This window comes from Pseudomonas sp. LBUM1673 (genome assembly GCF_059695645.1).
The window spans coordinates 2,064,092-2,084,792 of sequence record NZ_CP166780.1 but is presented as its reverse complement, the minus strand read 5'-3'; the positions used below and the strand labels follow the sequence as shown (position 1 = coordinate 2,084,792).

Sequence of the window (20,701 nt, the reverse complement as noted above, 5' to 3'; positions counted from 1 at the left end):
TGCCGAGCCCCCCTGTGCCAAAAGCGCAGGCCACGTCAGCCTTCGGCGATCCGCTCAGCTCGTTCGGCGATCCGCTTGAGGTCGATCCGCCAGCGCCAGTCGGTGGCATGGCCGGCGCGCTCATGGCCGCACAACCGCAGGGACAAACCGATTTGCCCGACCGCACAGCCGGTCAATGGGTGACAGACATCGGCGGAAGCGTCGGTCGCAGTGCCTATAACGCGTTCGATGCAGGCGCTGGTCTGGGCGACATCCTCACCGGGGGCGCGGTTACGCCGTGGCTTGTTCAGCATGGCCTGGATTCAAAGGCGGCGCGTCAGGTACTGGAAGACGAAATGTCGCCGCAGGCCAAAGCGCAGAGGGATGAAGTAGCGAACGCCAAGGGCTTCGGTCCGACGATCGCTGCGATGCTGCAAAACCCGGCGTATACCGGCGGCCAGATTATCGAGGCCGTCCCGACGATGGTCGTCGGCGGTGTCGCTGGCAAAGGCGCCGCGCTCGGTGCCAGAGCGCTCGGTGCTGCACCAGGCATGGCCGGGGCGATCGGGGCAGGTACAGGCGAAGGCTTGTTCGCAGCGGGCCAACAGGCCTCACAAATTACCCAACAGACAGGTGATCTTACTGCCGGTCAAACTGGCCTTGCCCTGCTGTCAGGCGGTTTGACCGGACTGCTCGGCGCCGCTGGTGCACGCATCGGACGCAAGTTAGGCGTGCTCGACATCGATGCACAGCTGGCCGGCGCCAACGGCGTGGATGTGGCCAAAGGCATCGTCAACCGTGCGCTGACTGGTGCGGGCATTGAATCCTTGGAAGAGCTTTCCCAGAGCGCGCAGCAACAAGTCCTGACCAACCTGGCCACCGACCGACCAGCAATGGAAGGCGTCGGCAATGCTGCCGGCCAAGGCGCGGTATTGGGTGGCCTCATGGGCGGCGCTGCCAGCCTTCGCCGTCCGAACATGACCGCCCCTGTGCCAATGCAACAACCCGCGCAGCAGTCCCAAGGTCAGCCAGTATTCAACCCGCAGGCCATGCCGACGCCAGGCACTGCACCCAGCGCCGCCCCAATCGCACCACAGGGCTTGCACGCCCAAGTCATGGCTGCCACGCAAGGCAATCAGCAGACGCCCGCAACTCTGGCACCCACTCCATTCGCAGGCAGTGTCGATATAAATGCGACGCTCGACAATCTCGGCCTGCAGGGTGAGCGCCGAACCCAAGCGCTCGACCTGTTACGACCGGCGGAACCCGACGTAGAAGCGCGACGTCGTGGTGTCGTCACCAACGCAGAACAGACCCAGTTAGCCAACCTGATCGGCCTTGATGGTGCCCAGGCATTGCTCCATGGCCGCAAGCTTGGGCAGACATTCAACGCCGAGGAATTCCGCGCCGTTAATTCTGCCGTACAAACCCAGATGACTAACGTCCTGGACTTACAGCAACGCATCGCCAAGGGACAGGCCACTGATTTAGAGAAGGCTCAGTTCGTCACCGACCTTGCGGGGATGCGTCACGCTTCGGGTGAATTGCTCGGCGCGAAGGCCGAAGCCGGTCGGGCCATGGCTGCATTGCGTCGTACAACGCTCGATCATAAACAAGCGCTGGCGATCCTTGAAAGCGTAGGCGGCGTATCCGGCGCAGACGATCTGGCGAAAGCCATTGGTGCAGCGATCCAATCGGGTGGTCTCGCCAACGCAGCGAAAGTGATTCGTAAGGGCAACCATCTCACCGACTACATCAAAGCCGGGTGGCTGTATGACCCGTCCACGCATGTTGCCAACATGGCTGGCAACACGGGCATGGTCGGCCTGAACACCGTAGATCGGATGAACGCCGCTGTGCTGGCGGGCGGTAAGCGCCTGTTCGGCCTCAAGGGCGAGACCATGTGGTCAGAGCCGCTAGCCCTGCTGAGTGGTGCTATCCGTGGGCAGATGAAAGCAATCGGTGCAACCGGGCGGGCGTTCGTCGCGGGTGAATCGCCGATGCTCGGCGCCGGCAAGTTGGAGCAGTCCAGTCTCCCGCAGCGCACCATGCCTGGAAAACTTGGTACAGCAAAACTGGCGGCCGATAACGTGGCGTTGTTGCCGTTCCGCGCCCTCGGTGCTGAAGATGCTTACTTCGCAACGACCAACTACGAAGCGCAGGTTAGGGCACTGGCGCACCGCGCCGCCTTCGCCGAGAAGAAGGCCGGTAGCCTCCCGCAAGGCATGACCGTCAGCAAACGGATAGACCAGCTCGCCAACGATCCAACCCCGCAGATGATCGAAGACGCGGGCGACTATGCACGGGAGTCAACCTTCAACCAGGCCGCTGGCCCGATCGCTGCGAAAGTGCTAGCCATGAAAGCCGCTGCGCCATGGACGAACATAATCGTTCCCTTCGTCCGCACGCCGATGAACGTGATCAGTCGGGTTCTCAAAGGTTCGCCCGCAGGTGTCATGTACCCAAGCGTGTGGCGCGACCTCATGGCAGGCGGTGCCAAGCAGGAAATGGCCCTAGCCAAGATGATGTCCGGCACGCAAGCCATGATCGGTGCAGGCTTGCTGGCACAAGCGGGTTACTTAACCGGTGCAGGCCCCAGCGATAACAAAGAGCGCGATGCCTGGCTCGCCGCAGGTAATCAGCCTTGGTCGGTAAAGATCAACGGTACATGGCATGGCTACAACCGCCTCGACCCCTTCGCAGCGTGGGCGGGCCTCGCGTCTGACATGGTGAACATGAAGGTCAAGGATCAGGACGCCGAGAAAGTAGCGCTCAAGCTGATCGCTTCGTTCGCCGAAAACATCGTCTCCAAGACCTGGATGCAGGGCGTCGAGGGTCTCTCTCAAGCGCTCTCGGACCCGGATCGCTATGCGGGCAGTTTCCTCAGCCGCACGGCTGCGTCGGTGCTGCAACCCAACGCACTGCTCAGTGGGATCGCCTCGCGCCAGGACGAATACGCCCGCAAACCTGACTCGTTCATGGACGCCATGAAGGCCCGCCTACCAGGGCTTCGGGAGTCTGTGCCAGTGCGTCAGGACGCATGGGGCCAGCCACTCGCCAACAACCGCTACGCTGACAATGCCTTCAACGCGATAGCGCCAATGACCCACTCCAAGGAAAGCACCGACCCTGTGCGCCTGGAAGCGGCCCGCATTGGCTGGGCGCCGGGTGATGCCCCGACGCACATCACGCGCAGGGGTAAAGAGTTCCCTTTGTCCGCAGAGCAGCAAGCCGAGTTCAACGAACTGGTCGGGGCACTGGTCCACAAGGGCGCCAAACAGTTGATTCGCTCGAAAGCTTGGCGGCTGATGGACGACGACCAGAAGCGTGAAACCCTGGACAAGCTTTCGACCAAAGCCCGTACCACTGTGCGGATGGCTTTCACCTCCTATGTGGCGATAGGCAAACGGGCGCCCGTCGATAACCTACGCAAGAGGATCAACCGATGACCGCTAACCGAGAAACACTACAAGCCGCTGTGCTAGAAGCCCAGGCCGCGCTCGACAAACTGCTCGAGATCGAAAAGCTACTCGAGACGCAACTGCCAGCTGCCCGCGCTGTGCTACAGGCCGCAGAGAAGGCGCTCCGCGCAGCGACCAAGCCAACCGGTGCAGCGATTCGTAAAGCTGAGCTGGAAATCCTAAATCGCAAGATCACCGCCGCCAGGCAAACAGAGGCCTCCCAAAATGAGTGAGAGAAATGTAGTCGTGTTCGACGCTGGCGAACTGCGAAACCTGCGTCGCGAAGCCGAGCTAAACAGCGTCGACTTTTCGCGTGCGCGGATCGTCCAGGCCAGGACCGGGGGCTACGTCGTCGAGCTGGACCCACCGCTGTTCCCGCTGGGTGATGTGCTGGCTGATGCGCCGAGTAGCATCGATGCACGCACCGCTGCGATGGCCGAAGGCGAAATGCTGACGTGGCTGATGCGTATCCAGCGGGCCGAACGTACCCGCCTGCGTTCGGGCCGAGCGTTCGGGCTGAGCAGCGACCAGTTGGTGCGCCGACCTTTGACCTCTCAGGAGGTCAGCGAATTCATCGCCCACACCGCACATCAGCGTGAAGTGAAGCGCCTCCAGAACGAGCTTCGTTCGGTGCTCGAGGACAACGCCAAGGCCGCTGCCGCCAGCGCTGGTACTGCTGACCTCGCCGCTCGTTACCACGTGGCGCCAAGCAAGGCCGAACCAGAGCCAGCACCGCGCACTGCGGCAGGTGCCGCCAAACTTAAACGTGCACCATCCCGTGGAGCGAAAGCCTAATGAGCGACTTTAACGAAAACGAAGACCTTAGCCAGGGGCTCGCCGCCGAACTTACCGGCAGCACCGGGATGGATGACATCGGCAACGATATGCCTGAGGCTTTGGCCGCCGATCTCGAACAGCAGGAACAACACCTCGCCGAAAAGGATATCCGCCTTTCCAATGACGTGGAGGATACCCAGCAGGGCGCGCTCGGTCGCGAAGCAGAGCAAGACCAAGCGCAACAAAGCAAGCGCAAGGTACCGCTCGCGGCGTTGCATGAGGAACGCACCAAACGCCAAGCGCTGGAACTCCAGCTGCATGCTCAGACTCAGCAGATGCAGCAGCTCCAGGCTCAGTGGGCGGCGGCACAGCAGGCGCAGTTACAACAGCAGTCTGAGGCGGAAATCCCTGACCCGGAAATCGATCCGATCGGATTTATCAGGGCCAAGGAGATCCAGCTCAATCAGGCGCTCGAGCAGCTGAAGAACGGCGGCCAGCAGCAAGTCGAAGATGTGCAGGTGCAATTCCAGCGCGGGGTTGCAGAGGTTACGCCTGTGCTGATCGAATCCGAACGTCGTGCGATGCAGCAGTGGGCCGACTACTCAGAAGCAGCGACCTTCCTGCAGCAGACTGTCGCGCAAAATATCCGCCAGCAGCACCCCAACGCCACGCCTGAGCAGCTCCAGAATGTGCAGACCGCTGCGTTGATCCAGTACACGCGTATGTGCCAGGCACAGGGTGTTGATCCGGCCGAACACACGTACACGCGTGCGCAGCAGCTTGGCTTCAAGTCCGCCAGCCGCGCCGCCAAACGCGAGCCACCGACCAGCTTGTCCAACCTCGGCGGGGCTGCGCGGGCACCAGATGAACGCGGCGCTATCTCCGCGTCTGACATCAGCGACATGAGCGAAGCTGAGTTCGATAAGTACTGGTCGTCGCTGAAAAGCGGCAGCGCTGTTAAGCCGGCGTTCTGATCTGAGGGGGTGTGCTATGCCGAGCGAACACGCACTCAAGTACAGGAAACGGCCACAGCCTAAGCTGACGGCGGCAAACCTCGAAGCGCTGTTGCGGAGCCTGCAAAACGACATCGAGGCCTGTCGCACCAGCGAAGCCGTGAAGCAGCGTCGCCGGCAATTGCTCAAGGGGTTCCGTGCAGCGCTGTGGACGATGGCCGACAAGCCGAGGCTGGGAGAAATTGCCCAGGTACTGCGCGCTGAGCTGTTCGGGCACACGGTCGAACTGCTGACGGCCATAGAAAACAAACTGTGCCATTCCGGCGCTGACGATGAGGTGATGAAATGATCGATAAACGTGAAGGCGAAACCAAGAAGCCCATCCCGACTGGCGAGTCGTGGTTCCCGCGTACGCGCTCGGAGCCACCACCCGGGAAGGGTGGCGGAAAGAAGGGCAAGTGACGGGTGCACGTACACGACAAGGGGCCATGGAGAGCGCCCTTTGTTTTACCCGCTGATCAATCACGGTGCTGGAGCGTCAGCTTGGCCAGGCCTTGCTTGATGTGCCCAGCGTTCTCAGCGATCGTCTCGAGAGCACCGCGTATATTTCCACCGATCTCCGCATTGCCTTGCTGCTCAGTCAACAGCGTCAGCTCCATCAGCGCGGCCTCAAGGGCCTGCTGGTTTTCGTGCATACGTTCAAGGACGTCAGGGAGAGAGTATTCAGGTGCTGGCATTGCTTCGACTCCGCTCGAGAAAACCGGAAGAGTAGCAGCGTGTGCGGCATGTCGCGGCAGATATCCAGCTAAGCTTCTTTTCTGGTGCATAGGTGTCGACCATTCAACCTTCCGTACATGGAGTAAGGACGCATGAAATTGAATCTCGCTCTACTAGGCATCACGTTAGCGCTCAATGGCTGCGCCATGTCCTCTAAAACCTACACCCCTGACGGTCGCGAGGGGTTCAGCATTGACTGCTCTGGGAGTGCACTGAGTTGGGGTAAATGCCTCGAAAAAGCTGGGTCTTTGTGTGGTACACGCGGGTATGAGGTTTTGGAAAGATCTGGCGACGAAGGGAGCGTGGTCGGGGGTAGCCAATACGGCCTGTACGGCGGATCGGTCATAACCAGGACCATGCTCATCGCGTGTAAGTAGGCCCTGGCTTCGGTGTGGTTCAATCTCCAGCGTAGTAGTCGTGCTGGTCGCAGACATCGCTCACTGCCTTCCTAGCGCTCTTGAGTTCCATTGATCGCGGTGCTCGCGCCTCGAGCACTTCCACGTGCGACATCGCCACGTCGCACAGTGCCTCCTGCTTCCGGCTTTCCTCGGCTGACCATTGGTCGAGCACATATAGCCCGCCGAAAATCACCGCCACGCTGATGATGCCGCCCACCCAATCGTCATTCATGATCGGACACCTCTGTTTTCGGATAGTCGTCGGGGTTCTTGCCCGCGTCGATGTGCTGATCCCAATCGGCTGGGCCTTTGCCGCTCCAGTAGGTGGGCCGGCGCCAGGACCAAGCCTTGTACCTGGCGGCGGTGGCGTTGGGATTACCGATCCGAACAGCGCCCAGTGATTCCATCACATTGGCGTATCTGTTGGGGGTCAGCCGGCCCGGTACGATCCCGTCACACACGACAGCGATGGCTCGCGCCATGCTCGCGTAGCGGCCTACGTCTCTATCAAACGGTGACAGCCGCTTGTCCAGCAGCGGGCTGAGGATTTCCACCATTGGGTCAACCGACTGTTGTTGCAGCTCCCGTGCGGCCGCTGACTGAGGTGCAGGGCCGTATGCGTCCCAATCATCCGGGAACACCCAGTGTTTCAGCACATTGGCCAACGCGGCAGGGCCGGGGCCGTCCCGCCACTCGAGGAAGGCAGTGTAGTAGGCGCGATCCTTCGGTTTGCTGGTGCACCGCAATACCGAGTAGCGGCGGTCATTTTCCATCAGCTCAATGGCATCTTTTTTGTTGCCGGTCAGGACGAAGTGCATGATGTTTTTGTGGGTCTGCGAGTTCCGTCCTTTGCTTTCGAAGTTGACGGTGGTGCCGTCGATCCAGTCCTTGAGTGTGCCAGAGACGTCGCCGTTTCTATCGCGCTCCACTTCGTTGACCCAGATCAGACGCCGCCCTTCGAGTCGAGAGGTAAACCCTTGCGACTTGATCAGGTCTTTACCGCTCAGTTCAGCGCAAAGTGGCGGACCGAACACGGCAGACAGCAGCGGGAAGATCATCGATTTACCGACCCCGCCCAGCGGAGAGCTGAGGTAAGGTGCAACCGGCTGCTTTTTCTTCTCTGGAAACTGATACATCCAGGCCAACCAGCACAGGAAGTGCATCACCCCTGGTTGATCGTTGTCACTGAGGAACAACAGGTGGTCCTCAAGGATCTGGATGTCGGCGCGGGTTGAACGCCCGTCCGGCTCAGTCATTGTCTCTTTCAGGATGTGCCAGCGGTTGAACACTTCCGGGTTGTCGTCTGCGTCCTGAAAAGCGGACTTGCTGGTCGGTTCCATGACGATACGACGTACCACTCGACGTGTAGGGTCGTTCCACTCCCACCAGATGTCGCCAGCCGCTGCCTCTTTCTGTGTTTGATTGCCTTCACTGTCCACCAAAAGCATCACGATTTTGCCGTAATGCAGCGCGATAAATTGCCTAAAGCCTTCCTTGCCGAACTCGTCGCCGCTGGCGATTTGGTACGCCATCAGCTTGGAGCCGCTGGCCAACATGACGAAGTCTTCTGAAATGTATTTCAGAATCTCGCGGGATTCGCGGTCGATGCCGCTTTTTGGCTTCGCTGCGGGCGCACTGAAATCCTTGGCGGTAGCCACATGCTGGTAAGGGCTGGCTGGCGTCAAAGGTAATGCGGTCGGACCCGCGCCAAATGGAACTTCGATGTTTGGCACAGGGGGCGACTGGGTCTCATCCTCTGCCTGTTGCTGGGCTTCCTCGCGGGCGTCCCTCGCCTTGGCAGCTGCCGTTCTTATCGAGTGTTCGAGGGCGGTGTCGCCACGCTGCTGTGCGCCTTCCATGGCCTCCTTGGCGAGATGGGCAAGTGCGTCTTGCTGGTCGCCGTCTTCAGCGCCTAGAGCAGCGTTAAAGGCAGTCAACCAGGCGCCAGCGTTCCACTCTATGGGCTCGTTGGCAGCCGGCTGCGGGTCGACTTTGAAGGACACGGTAGAGGTGTGCGCCGTGCCTGTGATTGATTGCAGCGGTGTGCCTGACGGCTGCACCGTGACCCCAACTAAACCAGCGCCTGGTTTGTTGCTATGGCCAACAAGATGCTTGGCAGCGAGTTCGAAAATGGTCGGCGGGAGTCGGTGACTCGCGGACGCGGTCGAGCTATAATTACTCATCGGAAATACCCCTTAACCCCTTCGAGTTCGTGCTCCTTGGGGTTTTCTTTTGTCCGCAGGAAATTCAGGCAGGCTGACTGGCACCGTCGAAGGCAGCCAACGGGCAAGCCACCGGACGCGCTGCTGCACGCGCAAGAATGAATGCGTCTACCTCGCTTTTCAGCCAGGCGACTTTTCCGGCGCTCCCATTGCGGCGCGGTGGTCCGACCTCTACGGGCGCCTTGAGCCAGCCAGCGGCTACGTATTTATCCAGGGTTGTGCGGCTGCCGATACCCAACGCGTACATAACGTCTTCCGGGGGCATCAATACATCGACGGTAGCGACGGCTTCTCGTGTGCGGGCTCTGCTCATTTTCAGATACTCCTGCCGGGGTAGCTTGCGGGGTACAACATCGAGCGGCCAGTTGTGGGTGCCTTGATCTAGAGCGCCTGTTTGCACATGTGCCGCAGTTTATTATGAACTCCGTTTTTATTGTCGACGATCACCCTGTCATCCGCCTTGCCGTTCGAATGCTGCTGGAACATGAAGGTTACAAAGTCGTCGGCGAAACTGATAATGGGGTCGATGCAATGCAGATGGTTCGCGAATGCATGCCTGACCTGATCATCCTCGACATCGGCATTCCCAAACTGGATGGGCTGGAAGTTCTCTCCCGTTTCAACGCCATGAGTACACCATTAAAAACATTGGTATTAACTGCACAATGCCCGAAACTTTTCGGCATTCGCTGCATGCAGTCCGGTGCATCGGGGTATGTATGCAAACAGGAAGAACTCAGTGAATTGGTGAGCGCGATCAAAGCGGTTTTATCAGGTTACAACTATTTCCCCAGCCAGGCCTTGAACCCTGTTCGGAGTGACGACGCGCAGTGGGCCGATCTGGAATTATTCAAATCCGTTAACGATCGAGAACTGATGGTGTTACAACTTTTCGCCCAAGGTCGCACCAATAAAGAAATTGCCAAGGGCATGTTTCTCAGCAACAAAACTGTAAGCACCTATAAAAAACGACTCATGCAAAAACTCAAAGCCAAATCCCTGGTTGAACTCATCGATATGGCAAAACGTAACGCATTGGTGTGAGAAACAGGATGCCCAGCCGCTTTAAGGATTATCTACTACTCATGGCCGCGGGTTTATGCCTGAGCCCCCCGGTGCTCGCGGCACAGACGGCCAGCGAGCACTATACCCTGCTCAGTCGCTCGACGGTCGAGCACATGGAAGTCCAACTGGATACCTCACAACGACAATGGGTTAAAGACAAACGTGAACTGATCCTGGGCACGTCGGCCCCGGATTATCCTCCTTTCGACCTGACCCTCAGCGGCCAGGACTATGAAGGTTTCACCGCCGATTACGCGGGCATCCTCGGCAAGGCCATAGGGTTGCCAGTCAAGGTTCAGCGCTTCGCGTCCCGAGGGGCCGCGATCGAGGCGCTGGAAAAAGGCCAGGTCGACATGCTCGGCACCGCCAATGGGTTCGAGGCCGACAACGCCGACATTGCGCTGTCCACGCCTTATGCAGTGGATCAACCCGTACTGGTAACACGAGAAGGAGAAACCAGGTCGCTGACCGATGGACTTGTCGGCATGCGGCTCAGCATGGTGTATCACTATCTGCCTCTGGACGAGGTCAGGGCACTGTATCCGAAGGCGATCATCACCTCCTACCCGTCCTATCAGAACGCAATCAACGCGGTTGCCTTCGATCAGGCCGACGTTTTTCTCGGTGACACCATTTCAACCCATTACATGATCAACAAGGGGTACCTGAACAACATCCGCATGGCCAGCTTCGGTAAACACGAAGCCCATGGTTTCAGCTTTGCCGTGCAAAAGGACAACCCGGATCTGCTCGGGATCATCAACGCGGTCCTCCAGGCCATCCCCACCAGCGAGCGAGAAAACATCGCCAAACGCTGGAGTGCCGGCAGCGACATTCTTCTCACCGATCACAAACTGCAACTCACCCATCGCGAAGAACGCTGGCTGGCGCAACATCCGGTCGTACGCGTGGTGGTCAATGAAGCATTTGCGCCACTGACGTTTTTCGACAGCGACGGCAACTTTCGGGGAATCACGGCTGACCTGCTCGAGCTGATCAGACTGCGCACCGGTTTGCGTTTCGAAATCCAGCGCAGCCGAAGCGATGACGAGATGATCGAACAGATCGGTAACCATCAAGCCGACCTGATCGCCGCTCTGCTCCCCAGCACCCAACGTGAAACGAGGTTGAACTTCAGCCGCCCTTATCTGGAAAACTCTTTTGTCTTGCTGACGCGCAAAGCGGCTGACAGCCCGACCAACCTCACCCAACTACAGGGCAAACGCCTGGCCATCGCCCAAGGCAATCCACTGGTGGATTACCTGCGCAACGAGTTCCCGCGGATCAACCTGGTTGAAACCCCTGACACGTTCAGTGCCGTGGAGTTGCTCGCCGAGGGCCAGGCAGAGGGTGCGGTGAACTCACTGGTGATCGCCAACTACTTCATCTCATCGCGGATCTTCGAACAGGCACTTCAGATCAGCACCACCATCGGCACCCAGCAGGCGGCGTTTTCCCTGGCGACCGGACGCGACGCCAAAGAACTGAATGCCATCCTCGACAAGGCACTGCTGAGCATCGCCCCGGAAGAGCTGGGCATCGTCAACAACCGCTGGCGTGGCTATTCAGCGTCCTCGCAAAGTACCTGGAGCAACTATCACCGAGTGTTCTATCAGATCGTTATAGGCGCCGGCGTGTTGCTGCTGATATCCGTTGCCTGGAACGCCTACATGAGCCGCCAGATAAAACAGCGTCAGGCGGCGAAAGAACGTGCTGATGAAGCCAACCGGGCTAAAAGTACCTTTCTGGCGACCATGAGCCATGAGATCCGCACGCCGATGAATGCGATCATCGGCATGCTCGAACTGACGCTCAAACGGAATGATCATAGCCATCCGGATCGAGCAGCCATCGAGGTTGCATACCATTCGGCGAAAGACCTGCTGGAACTGATCGGGGACATTCTAGATATTGCGCGCATCGAATCCGGACGTTTGAGCCTGAGCCCGGAACGCGTCAATCTGGCTGAAAACGTAGCCTCGGTGGTGCGGATCTTCGACGGGCTGGCCCGGCAGAAAAATCTCGGACTGCATCTGGAGTTCAGCCCTGCCAAACCGACAACCGATGTTCTGTTGGACCCGATGCGCTTCAAGCAGGTGCTGTCCAACCTGGTCAGCAATGCCATCAAGTTTACGCAACGGGGCCACATCAGGATCAGCGTCAAGTTGCAGCGAACCGACGAGCCCGAGCGGGTCCACCTGCAATTGCTGGTTGAAGACAGTGGCGCCGGGATCAGCGAGCAGGACCAACATCGGTTGTTCGAGCCTTTCATCCAGGCCGATACCCCCGGCCAGTTGCCCAGAGGCGGCGCGGGGCTGGGCCTGGTGATCAGCCGCAATCTGTGCGAAATGATGGGTGGCAGCCTGCAATTGAGCAGCCAGCCTGGGGTCGGCACTCAGGTCAGGGTTTCGCTGAACCTGGCAACCCTGCCACCGGAGCGGATACCAGATATTGCCGAGCCGCACATTCATCCAAGCACTGCACCCTTGAACGTTCTGGTGGTCGATGATCACCCGGCCAATCGCTTGCTCATGTGCCAGCAACTGGAGTTTCTGGGGCATCGGTTCAGCGTCGCACCGGATGGCGAGGCGGGGCTCCTGGCGTGGAAGAGTGAGGCATTCGACCTGGTGATTGCCGATTGCAACATGCCGATCATGAATGGATATGACATGGCCCGTGCCATTCGCCAACATGAACAACACACGCAGCGCCCTCCCTGTACCGTTCTGGGTTTCACCGCCAACGCGCAGCCGGAGGAAAAACAACGCTGCAAACAAGCCGGGATGGACGATTGCCTGTTCAAACCCCTCACCCTGACAGCCTTGAGTCAATGGGTCGAAGGCATTACGCCGACGGTCGGCGAGCCAGCCTTCAGTCTGGAGGGGTTGCACCTGTTGACCGGTGGCAACCCGACACTGAACCGGCGATTGTTAACCGAGCTGCTGAACAGCAACCGTCTGGACCGGCAAGCACTGCTGGCGTTGTCCCAGACAGAGGATCGGCAGTCATTCCTCGACATCGCCCACAAAATCAAGGGCGCCGCCCGAATCGTCCAGGCCTCCCGACTGATCGACAGTTGCGAGGCGCTCGAGAAGGCTTGTCATGAGGTGTTCCACCACGAGGAAGTGGCCGATTGCAGCAAGTCCATGGAGCGCGCCATGCTCGAACTGGAGCAGGCGTTGCAACAACAGATGGCACACCACGACAAAAGCAGAATGATGGAGCATTAACTATGCTTGAAGGCTGAGCAGTGTGTTCATCATCATGGAGAAAGCTGCAATGCCCAGCCCACTGCGCCCGGATCAACGCCGGTTTCCCCTGCATATCCATATCAGCGTGATGTTCACCTTCCTGTTGTTGCTGACCGGGGTGGTGTTGGGCATTTTCAACTACCGGCAAACCACCCAGATCATTCTTTCCAGCAGCGAAAAACTCTTCAACCGCATTGAGCAGGATGTCCGTCTGGACCTGCATCGCACCTATGAGCCGATTCGTCATCTGCTGAGCCTGCTGGCGGACAATCCAACAACCCGGGCGCCCGACCTTGAGCAGCGCCTGGCGTTGCTCAAGCCCTTCAGCCAATCCCTCAAGAACAACCCTGATCTGGCATCGCTGTACCTGGGCTACGGCAACGGCGACTTCTTCATGGTTCGCCCCCTGCGCACCGTCACCCTGAAAACGCTAGTCAAGGCGCCGGACACCGCGGCATATCAGGTATGGAGCATCGAGCACCCAGGCAACGGTCAGGTCCGTTCCCAATCATTGTTTTTCGATCAGAACCTGGCCCTCATCAGCCGTCAGGACAACCCCGAAGAAACCTACGACCCCCGTACCCGCGCCTGGTTCTCCAGCGCCCGCAGTGCCCCGGATCAGATCACCACTGAACCTTATCTTTTTTTCTCCACCCACAACGTCGGCACCACCCTGGCCCGGCGCAGTGGCGAACAAGCTGTGATGGGGGCCGACCTTACGCTGGCTGAGCTGTCAGCGACCCTGGCCAAACATGTGGTGACACCCAGTACCGAAATTGTGCTGTTCGATGCCCAGGGCAATGCCATCGCCTACCCTGACAGCAGCAAACTGATCGTCGACGACCAGACGGCACGGTTGATCAAAGCCGCAGACCTGAGCCCCAGCCTCGCGGCCTTGCTCACCAGCCCTCCCAAGGTCAAACGCCTGAGCGCCACAGACCGCCAATGGATCGTGGCGCGCAGCAGCATCCAGGAGGGTGGCCCGCAGGGACTGCAACTGGCGCTGCTGGTGCCGGAGGACGAATTGCTCGTCGATGCCTACCGCATGCGCTGGCAAGGTGCGCTGATTACCCTGGCGACGCTGCTGTTGTGCCTGCCAATGGGTTGGCTGACGTCGAGGATCCTGGTCAAACCCTTGCGCGCCCTGGTTCAGGAAGCCGATGCGATTCGTAGTTTCGATTTCAACTTTCCGACCACCCGTCGCTCGCCGGTGCTTGAGGTCGACCAACTGAGCGTGTCGATGGCACGCATGAAAGACACCCTGGCGAGTTTTTTCCGAATCACCGACAGCCTGAGCGCCGAGACCCGTTTCGCCCCCTTGCTGCAACGGGTGCTGTTTGAAACCGCGAAGATCGGTCAAGCCCAGGCCGGTCTGCTCTACCTGCGGGAAAGCGATGATGATCGCGTGGAGCCTCATGCGCTGGTCATCAATGGCATCCCACAGGCATTGCGGTCATTCGACATTCAAGGTCACGCGCCTCAGGATCCGCAAAGCCCTCAATGGATGCAAAAGCTGTCAAACGCCAATAATGTCGTCATCAGCCTGGGTTTCGAAGAGGCGGGGGATTTGCAGAAGGTTTTGCTCGCGCTGGAGTGCCCACGGGTTCATCTGATCGGTATCCGGCTGCACAATCGTCATAACGAAACCGTGGGCCTGCTGGTCCTGCTACTGACCGACAGCGGCACGCAAGACGACCTGGAAAAACTGCGCCCGGATCGCATCGCGTTTCTCCAGGCGGTTTCCGGCGCGGCCGCCGTGAGTATCGAAAGTCAGCGCCTGCAAGCCAGACAGAAACAGTTGCTGGACTCTTTTATTCAACTGCTGGCGGGTGCTATCGATGCCAAGAGCCCCTATACCGGCGGGCACTGCCAGCGGGTACCGGCACTGACGTTGATGCTGGCGCAGGCGGCCGCGGCCAGTCAGGACCCGGCCTTCAGCAGCTATCAACCCACCGACGATGAGTGGGAAGCCCTGCACATCGCCGCCTGGCTGCATGACTGCGGCAAGGTCACGACCCCTGAATACGTCGTCGATAAAGCCACGAAACTCGAAACCTTGAACGACCGTATCCACGAAATCCGCACTCGCTTCGAAGTGCTCAAGCGTGATGCCTGGATCAACTACTGGCAGGCCATCGCCCTGGGGGGTGACGAGCCGCATCTGGCGCAATTGCGCAATGCGAACCTGGCGGCGCTGGATGATGATTTCGCGTTCATCGCCCGCTGCAACCTCGGCAGCGAGGTCATGGCCGAGGCCGATCTGCAACGCCTCAATACCATCGCCCAACGTACCTGGACCCGAACCCTGGATGATCGGCTTGGCGTTTCGTGGGAAGAGAACCGTCGCCAGGCCCGGACCCCGACGCCGGCCCTGCCGGTCAGCGAGCCGCTGTTGGCGGATAAACCCGAACACCTGCTCGAACGTGCCGACAGCGAACTGATCCCGGCCGACAATCCCTGGGGGTTCAAACTCGACGTGCCACGCTACAAGTACAACCGGGGCGAGCTCTACAACCTGAGCATCACCCGAGGCACCCTGACCCGTGAGGAGCGTTACATCATCAATCACCACATGGTGCAGACGATCCTGATGCTCAGTCACCTGCCCTTCCCCGGCCACCTCAACAATGTCGCGGAAATCGCCGGTGGCCACCACGAAAAAATGGACGGCACCGGTTATCCCAAACGGTTGAAGCGCGAAGACATGAGCCTGCCGGCGCGGATGATGGCGATTGCCGATATTTTCGAAGCGCTGACCGCCGCCGATCGCCCCTACAAGAAAGCCAAGTCCTTGAGCGAAGCCCTGAGCATCATGGCCACCATGTGCCGTGACGCCCACATCGACGCTGAGTTGTTCGGGCTGTTCATCACCGATGAAATCTACTTGCAGTACGCCAGTCAATTCCTCGAGCCACGACAGATCGATGCCGTCGACCCCTCAAGTCTGCTGATCAAGGCCGGATTGAAAGCGTGATCAGCAGTCGGTCAGACGCAGGAAAATCGCCGCCAGTTGCTCGATACCGGCCTGATCGTCAGCGGTAAAACGCGCCAGTTTCGGGCTGTCGAGGTCCAGCACGCCAATCAGTCGACCGTCCTTGACTAGCGGCACCACCAGCTCGCTGTTCGAGGCACTGTCGCACGCGATGTGCCCGGGGAACGCGTGTACGTCTTCGACCCGTTGAGTCTGCAAGGTGGCTGCCGCCGCCCCGCACACGCCCCGGCCGAATGGAATCCGTACGCAGGCGATCTGCCCCTGAAACGGGCCAAGCACCAGTTCTTCGTTGCGATTAAGGTAGAAACCGGCCCAGTTCAGGTCATCGAGCTGATTGAACAGAAACGCCGAAAATTGTGCAGCGTTGGCGATAAAATCACGCTCGTCTGCCAGCAATGATTCCAGCTGCGCCCACAGCATGCCGTAGCCCTCCAAGCCCTGGCCGCTCTTTTGTAAATCGATCATGCCTTGTGCTCCAACAGCTTCAGCCCGACCCAATAGCGGGCAAATTGATACGCGCATCGCCCGTTGCGATTACCCCGGCCCGTGGCCCAGCGCACTGCGAGGATGTCCAGCTCTTCGTCACGCTGCCACTCAAGGCCGGCCTTGTCGGCCAATTGGCCGATCCAGTGTTCGACGACGTTGAGGAAATGCTCCTGAGTAAACGGATAGAACGACAGCCACAGACCAAAGCGGTCCGACAGCGCGATCTTGTCTTCCACCGCCTCACTGGGATGGAGTTCTCCATCGACCCTTTTCCAGTTTTCGTTATCGCTTTCCTTTTCCGGCACCAGATGGCGACGGTTGGAGGTGGCGTACAGCAGAACGTTGTCTGGCGCCTGTTCGAGCGAACCATCGAGTACGCTTTTGAGTACGCGATAATCGCCTTCGCCCGACTCGAACGACAGGTCATCGCAGAACAGCACAAAGCGCTGAGGCAACTTGGCGATCTGCTCGACCACGCGCGGCAAGTCCGCCAGGTGATCGCGTTCGATCTCGATCAGCCGCAGACCGCTCTTGGCGTGTTCCGACAGCAAGGCGCGCACCAGCGACGATTTACCGGTACCACGCGAGCCCCAGAGCAAAGCGTGGTTGGCCGGCATGCCGTCGAGGAACTGTTGGGTGTTGCGGCCCAGTTGCTCCAGTTGCCGGTCAACGCCGATCAAATCGGACAAACGCGTGTCCAGGCTGACTTGCAGCGGCAACAGAAAACCGCTGCGTCCCTCGCGCTGCCAGCGTGCGGCCAGGCAGTGCGTCCAGTCGATGGCTTGCCGAGGCGCGGGAAGCAGCGGTTCGATACGGGCCAAAACGGCATCGGCGCGTTCAAGAAAAGCATTCAATCGGGAATCCACGTCTTCTCCTCGGGCACGTTCAAGGTAATGATGGCGATACAGCGACGAAATACAGCGTCTACACCCCCTATAGGTGTTTTGCGAGAACATCGGTATCCATTGATGATCGACTATGCTTGAGCAGCGAAGGGAAACGGAAGTGGTTCAACATCCCATGGATATCAAGTTCAGCCATCGGCTGTCGTACAAACAAGCCAGGATTACGGTGCTGGCCGGTTTCATTCTGGGCACGCTGCTCAGCCTGCTGCAAATAGGCATCGATTATGCCAGCGAAGATGCCTCCATCAACCGCGAAATACTGTCCTTGCTGGAAATCAGCCATAACCCCGCATCCCGCATCGCCTATAACATCGATGCCGAACTCGCTCAGGAACTGGCCCTGGGTCTGTTGCGCTCCCCGGCAATCATCGGCGCGCAATTGACAGACAACAACAATACTGTGCTGGCCAGCGTCAAACGCCCAGGTCTGGAAAACAATGACCGGATGATCAGCGACTTCCTGTTCGGCGCCAACCGGCAGTTCGAAGACCGCCTCTATCTCGACAACTTGCCGGACGAATCCCTCGGGACTTTGCGCCTGGAAGTCGACACCTACACCTTCGGCAGTCGTTTCCTGCGCCGGGCCGAAGTGACCCTGCTCAACGGCTTCGCGCGCAGCCTGATTCTCACGGGCATTCTGCTGGCGCTGTTTTACGTGATGCTGACCAAACCGCTGGTGCGGGTCATCCGCGAACTCAGTGGGCGTGATCCACGCAGCGCGGAGCCGACGTGGCTGGAATGTCCGACGGGGCATGAAAACGATGAAATCGGAGTCTTGGTCGAGGTCGCCAATCAGCAGTTCGAAAATATCGCCACCGAAATCCAGCAACGGCGCAACGCCGAAAATCGCCTGACCGACTACCTGTCGCAGCTGGAAAATATCGTCTCCGCCCGCACCGCGGAGCTCAAGGCGATCAACACTCGGCTCAGTCAATCGAACGAGGAGCTGGAAGTCGCCCGCAGCACTGCCCTGGACATGGCCGAAGCGCGCTCGGTGTTTCTGGCCAACATGAGTCATGAAATCCGCACGCCCCTCAACGGTCTGCTGGGGATGATCGCGCTCTCGCTGGACGGCCCGCTCAATGCCGAGCAGCAGCAACAGCTGTCCATCGCCCATGACTCGGGCAAAGTACTGGTGGAATTGCTCAACGATATTCTCGACCTGTCGAAATTCGATGCCGGCCAGCTCGAACTCGAACACATTCCATTCGACCTCGGCTCGCTGATCGAAGACACCGCCAACCTGCTGTCCCAGAACGCCGCGCCGAGCGTTGAGCTGGCGTGCCTGATCGATCCGCAATTTCCTGCACTGGTGCTCGGTGATCCGACCCGGGTCCGGCAGATCGTCAGCAATCTGTTGTCCAACGCCCTCAAGTTCACCCGTTTCGGGCGGGTCGATGTGCGTCTTTCAACGTTCGAAGACGGCGTGCGAATTGAAGTCTGCGACACCGGCATTGGCATCGCCCAGGACGCGCAAGTCAAAATCTTCCAGCCGTTCACCCAGGCCGGTGCCGGCATTACCCGGCAATTCGGTGGTACCGGCCTGGGTCTGGCGCTCACTTACAACCTCTGCGAAGCCATGCAAGGGCGTCTGACAATCAGCTCGGAAGCAGGCTTTGGCAGTCAGTTCTGCGCCGACCTGCCGCTGCCCTGCCATACCCCGACCGTGTCCCCGGCACCGCTGCAGGGCAATATCATCGCAATCACCGCCGCCAGCAGCGGTCTGGCGGAACTGTTGAACAGTCTGTTGCCCGGTTGGGGGCTCGACTATCAGCAACGTTCCATCGATGACCGGTTGATTGGCCTGGAGCCGGATGTGCTGATCACCGACTGTCCCGAATGCCTGTTTGGCTTGCGCCCTACCTTCACCGCGCCGATTCTGCTGGTGACCGCTTACGGCAGCTTCCTGCCCAGCGAACAAGCCAACGCTCTGGCGCCCTTGCAGCAACAGGCGCGGCCTTTGGCACGCAACGCGCTCTACCAGACATTGCGGCGGATCTTGCAGCCGGAACTCAACACCATCAACGGCGCCCGGATCGAAGTCCTGTCACCCCAACGACGCGGGCGCATCCTGCTGGTGGAGGACAACCCGGTCAATCAGTTGGTGGCCAAGGGAATGCTCGGAAAACTCGGTTGCGAGGTGAGCGTCGCGGCCCATGGCGCCGAAGCGCTGGATCAGCTTGAGCAGAGCGAATTCGATCTGGTGCTGATGGACTGCAACATGCCGGTGATGGACGGCTATGAAGCCAGTCGGCAAATCCGTCGCAGCGGGCGCTGGCCACAGTTGCCCATTGTTGCCCTGACCGCCAACGCCATGTCCGAAGAACGCGAACGCTGCCGTGCCGCGGGCATGAGCGACTACCTGGCCAAACCCTTCCGCCGGGAAGAACTGGCGGCCCTGCTCGACTTGTGGATACCCACTACGACAGCGCTTTGATTTGCCCCAACAGATGATCGAGGCCATCGCGCAGATCATTCAGGCGATCCAGATCGACGCCGCTATCGCACAACAGCCGAGCCTTGAGCGGCCCGACCTGATCGCGCAAGGCTTTGCCGGTGGGCGACAGGCTCAGGTGCACCTCGCGCTCATCGCGCGCTGAACGCTGACGCTGCACCAGTTGTAGCTGTTCAAGACGCTTGAGCAGCGGCGTCAGGGTTCCGGAATCCAGCGCCAGGCGCTCACCCAGGGCCTTGACCGTCGGCTGCTCCGGCGCTGCTTCCTGCCATTCCCACAGCACCAGCATCGCCAGGTATTGCGGGTAGGTCAGGCCCAACTGATCAAGCATCGGCTTGTAGGCTCGGATTACCGCCCGAGAGGCAGCGTACAGCTTGAAGCAGAGCTGACTGTCGAGCTTTAGCGAATCAACCGACAACGTGTTCATTTGAGCAGGGCTTCGATCTCGCGGCTCAGGTCCTGCGGCTTGGTCGCCGGCGCGAAACGCTTGACCAATTGGCCATCCTTGCCAATCAGGAACTTGGTGAAGTTCCACTTGATGCCTTGGGAACCCAATACACCCGGTGCGCGCTTTTTCAGCTGAACGAACAGTGGATGGGCGCCAGCACCGTTGACGTCGATCTTCTTGAACAGCGGGAAGCTCACTCCGTAGTTCAACTCGCAGAACTCGGAAATCGCCCCCTCGTTACCCGGCTCCTGCTTGCCGAACTGATTGCAAGGAAAGCCAAGCACCACCAGGCCTTGATCCTTGTAGGTCTGCCACAGCTCTTCGAGGCCTTTGTACTGCGGGGTGAAACCGCATTTGCTGGCAGTATTGACCACCAGCACCGCTTTGCCGGCGAAATCGGCCAGGGTCTTTTGCTCACCCTTGATCGTGGTGCACGGGATGCTCAGCAGGTTTTCGCTCATGGCACGAACTCCGAGTAGAAGAAAGAACAAACATAGCGAGCAATTGAATTGTGTGCAATTTAAAATATTGA

17 protein-coding genes are annotated in these 20,701 nt (G+C 59.4%); 9 read left to right on the top strand and 8 right to left on the bottom strand.

The annotated features are described in order from the left end of the window. Positions 1–14: 14 nt before the first annotated feature. The 5 genes from ACA044_RS09540 (at position 15) to ACA044_RS09520 (ending at position 5,519) form a co-directional block, all read left to right on the top strand. The gene (locus ACA044_RS09540) at positions 15–3,428 is read left to right on the top strand and encodes a hypothetical protein (RefSeq protein WP_497446132.1); all 3,414 of its coding nucleotides are present in this window, start codon (positions 15–17) and stop codon (positions 3,426–3,428) included. After that, positions 3,425–3,673, top strand: coding sequence for a hypothetical protein (locus ACA044_RS09535; protein ID WP_497446131.1), 249 nt, complete (start codon positions 3,425–3,427; stop codon positions 3,671–3,673). Before ACA044_RS09540 ends, ACA044_RS09535 begins: the two co-directional genes overlap by 4 nt. Then, entirely contained in the window at positions 3,666–4,235 is a 570-nt protein-coding gene (locus tag ACA044_RS09530) for a hypothetical protein (RefSeq protein WP_497446130.1), read from the top strand. Before ACA044_RS09535 ends, ACA044_RS09530 begins: the two co-directional genes overlap by 8 nt. Before the next feature lie 68 nt (positions 4,236–4,303). Further along, the gene (locus ACA044_RS09525) at positions 4,304–5,191 is read left to right on the top strand and encodes a hypothetical protein (protein WP_497446129.1); all 888 of its coding nucleotides are present in this window, start codon (positions 4,304–4,306) and stop codon (positions 5,189–5,191) included. Between the two features lie 16 nt (positions 5,192–5,207). Continuing rightward, positions 5,208–5,519, top strand: coding sequence for a hypothetical protein (locus ACA044_RS09520; protein ID WP_497446128.1), 312 nt, complete (start codon positions 5,208–5,210; stop codon positions 5,517–5,519). Positions 5,520–5,688: 169 nt separating this feature from the next. Here the strand turns inward: ACA044_RS09520 and ACA044_RS09515 are convergent, their stop codons facing one another. From ACA044_RS09515 to ACA044_RS09500, 4 genes are all read right to left on the bottom strand, one after another. Next, a complete protein-coding gene (locus tag ACA044_RS09515; RefSeq protein ID WP_497446127.1) occupies positions 5,689–5,907 on the bottom strand; it encodes a hypothetical protein in 219 nt (72 codons plus the stop codon). A gap of 436 nt (positions 5,908–6,343) precedes the next feature. After that, complete coding sequence (locus ACA044_RS09510) at positions 6,344–6,577, bottom strand: hypothetical protein (protein WP_497446126.1); 234 nt, start codon at positions 6,575–6,577, stop codon at positions 6,344–6,346. Continuing rightward, positions 6,570–8,528 carry a DUF5906 domain-containing protein gene (locus tag ACA044_RS09505; RefSeq protein WP_497446125.1) on the bottom strand — a complete coding sequence of 653 codons (1,959 nt, stop codon included), beginning with the start codon at positions 8,526–8,528 and terminating at the stop codon, positions 6,570–6,572. The genes ACA044_RS09510 and ACA044_RS09505 overlap by 8 nt, the downstream gene beginning before the upstream one ends. A 64-nt stretch (positions 8,529–8,592) precedes the next feature. Next, positions 8,593–8,880, bottom strand: coding sequence for a helix-turn-helix transcriptional regulator (locus ACA044_RS09500; protein WP_497446124.1), 288 nt, complete (start codon positions 8,878–8,880; stop codon positions 8,593–8,595). 104 nt (positions 8,881–8,984) lie between these two features. Between ACA044_RS09500 and ACA044_RS09495 the strand changes: the two genes are divergently transcribed. Genes ACA044_RS09495 through ACA044_RS09485 form a run of 3 tightly spaced genes read left to right on the top strand, consistent with a single transcriptional unit; the run spans position 8,985 to position 15,857 of the window. Beyond that, positions 8,985–9,611 carry a response regulator gene (locus ACA044_RS09495; protein WP_497446123.1) on the top strand — a complete coding sequence of 209 codons (627 nt, stop codon included), beginning with the start codon at positions 8,985–8,987 and terminating at the stop codon, positions 9,609–9,611. Positions 9,612–9,619: 8 nt separating this feature from the next. After that, positions 9,620–12,862: a transporter substrate-binding domain-containing protein gene (locus tag ACA044_RS09490; protein WP_497446122.1), complete on the top strand. Its 3,243-nt coding sequence runs from the start codon at positions 9,620–9,622 to the stop codon at positions 12,860–12,862. A gap of 49 nt (positions 12,863–12,911) precedes the next feature. Further along, a complete protein-coding gene (locus tag ACA044_RS09485; RefSeq protein WP_497446121.1) occupies positions 12,912–15,857 on the top strand; it encodes an HD domain-containing phosphohydrolase in 2,946 nt (981 codons plus the stop codon). On the opposite strand, the gene ACA044_RS09480 is transcribed toward ACA044_RS09485, so the two are convergent. Both ACA044_RS09480 and ACA044_RS09475 read right to left on the bottom strand, forming a co-directional pair. Then, complete coding sequence (locus ACA044_RS09480) at positions 15,858–16,340, bottom strand: GAF domain-containing protein (protein ID WP_007940023.1); 483 nt, start codon at positions 16,338–16,340, stop codon at positions 15,858–15,860. It lies immediately after the preceding gene. Further along, positions 16,337–17,227: an ATP-binding protein gene (locus ACA044_RS09475; RefSeq protein WP_052963990.1), complete on the bottom strand. Its 891-nt coding sequence runs from the start codon at positions 17,225–17,227 to the stop codon at positions 16,337–16,339. The genes ACA044_RS09480 and ACA044_RS09475 overlap by 4 nt, the downstream gene beginning before the upstream one ends. A gap of 154 nt (positions 17,228–17,381) precedes the next feature. On the opposite strand from ACA044_RS09475, the gene ACA044_RS09470 reads away from it, so the two are divergent. Then, the gene (locus ACA044_RS09470) at positions 17,382–19,703 is read left to right on the top strand and encodes a hybrid sensor histidine kinase/response regulator (RefSeq protein WP_497446120.1); all 2,322 of its coding nucleotides are present in this window, start codon (positions 17,382–17,384) and stop codon (positions 19,701–19,703) included. On the opposite strand, the gene ACA044_RS09465 is transcribed toward ACA044_RS09470, so the two are convergent. Then, positions 19,687–20,148 carry a MarR family winged helix-turn-helix transcriptional regulator gene (locus ACA044_RS09465; protein ID WP_008145868.1) on the bottom strand — a complete coding sequence of 154 codons (462 nt, stop codon included), beginning with the start codon at positions 20,146–20,148 and terminating at the stop codon, positions 19,687–19,689. The genes ACA044_RS09470 and ACA044_RS09465 overlap by 17 nt on opposite strands. Beyond that, positions 20,145–20,630 carry a glutathione peroxidase gene (locus tag ACA044_RS09460; protein ID WP_497446119.1) on the bottom strand — a complete coding sequence of 162 codons (486 nt, stop codon included), beginning with the start codon at positions 20,628–20,630 and terminating at the stop codon, positions 20,145–20,147. Before ACA044_RS09460 ends, ACA044_RS09465 begins: the two co-directional genes overlap by 4 nt. Positions 20,631–20,701: the final 71 nt, after the last annotated feature.

What these genes read in the sequence shown, in the direction of transcription:
- ACA044_RS09470 (WP_497446120.1), top strand. Translation starts at nt 17,382, where the DNA reads ATGGATATCAAGTTCAGCCATCGGCTGTCGTACAAACAAGCCAGGATT.
- ACA044_RS09480 (WP_007940023.1), bottom strand. Translation starts at nt 16,340, where the DNA reads ATGATCGATTTACAAAAGAGCGGCCAGGGCTTGGAGGGCTACGGCATG.
- ACA044_RS09530 (WP_497446130.1), top strand. Translation starts at nt 3,666, where the DNA reads ATGAGTGAGAGAAATGTAGTCGTGTTCGACGCTGGCGAACTGCGAAAC.
- ACA044_RS09465 (WP_008145868.1), bottom strand. Translation starts at nt 20,148, where the DNA reads ATGAACACGTTGTCGGTTGATTCGCTAAAGCTCGACAGTCAGCTCTGC.
- ACA044_RS09485 (WP_497446121.1), top strand. Translation starts at nt 12,912, where the DNA reads ATGCCCAGCCCACTGCGCCCGGATCAACGCCGGTTTCCCCTGCATATC.
- ACA044_RS09520 (WP_497446128.1), top strand. Translation starts at nt 5,208, where the DNA reads ATGCCGAGCGAACACGCACTCAAGTACAGGAAACGGCCACAGCCTAAG.
- ACA044_RS09460 (WP_497446119.1), bottom strand. Translation starts at nt 20,630, where the DNA reads ATGAGCGAAAACCTGCTGAGCATCCCGTGCACCACGATCAAGGGTGAG.
- ACA044_RS09495 (WP_497446123.1), top strand. Translation starts at nt 8,985, where the DNA reads ATGAACTCCGTTTTTATTGTCGACGATCACCCTGTCATCCGCCTTGCC.
- ACA044_RS09515 (WP_497446127.1), bottom strand. Translation starts at nt 5,907, where the DNA reads ATGCCAGCACCTGAATACTCTCTCCCTGACGTCCTTGAACGTATGCAC.
- ACA044_RS09510 (WP_497446126.1), bottom strand. Translation starts at nt 6,577, where the DNA reads ATGAATGACGATTGGGTGGGCGGCATCATCAGCGTGGCGGTGATTTTC.
- ACA044_RS09525 (WP_497446129.1), top strand. Translation starts at nt 4,304, where the DNA reads ATGGATGACATCGGCAACGATATGCCTGAGGCTTTGGCCGCCGATCTC.
- ACA044_RS09535 (WP_497446131.1), top strand. Translation starts at nt 3,425, where the DNA reads ATGACCGCTAACCGAGAAACACTACAAGCCGCTGTGCTAGAAGCCCAG.
- ACA044_RS09500 (WP_497446124.1), bottom strand. Translation starts at nt 8,880, where the DNA reads ATGAGCAGAGCCCGCACACGAGAAGCCGTCGCTACCGTCGATGTATTG.
- ACA044_RS09490 (WP_497446122.1), top strand. Translation starts at nt 9,620, where the DNA reads ATGCCCAGCCGCTTTAAGGATTATCTACTACTCATGGCCGCGGGTTTA.
- ACA044_RS09505 (WP_497446125.1), bottom strand. Translation starts at nt 8,528, where the DNA reads ATGAGTAATTATAGCTCGACCGCGTCCGCGAGTCACCGACTCCCGCCG.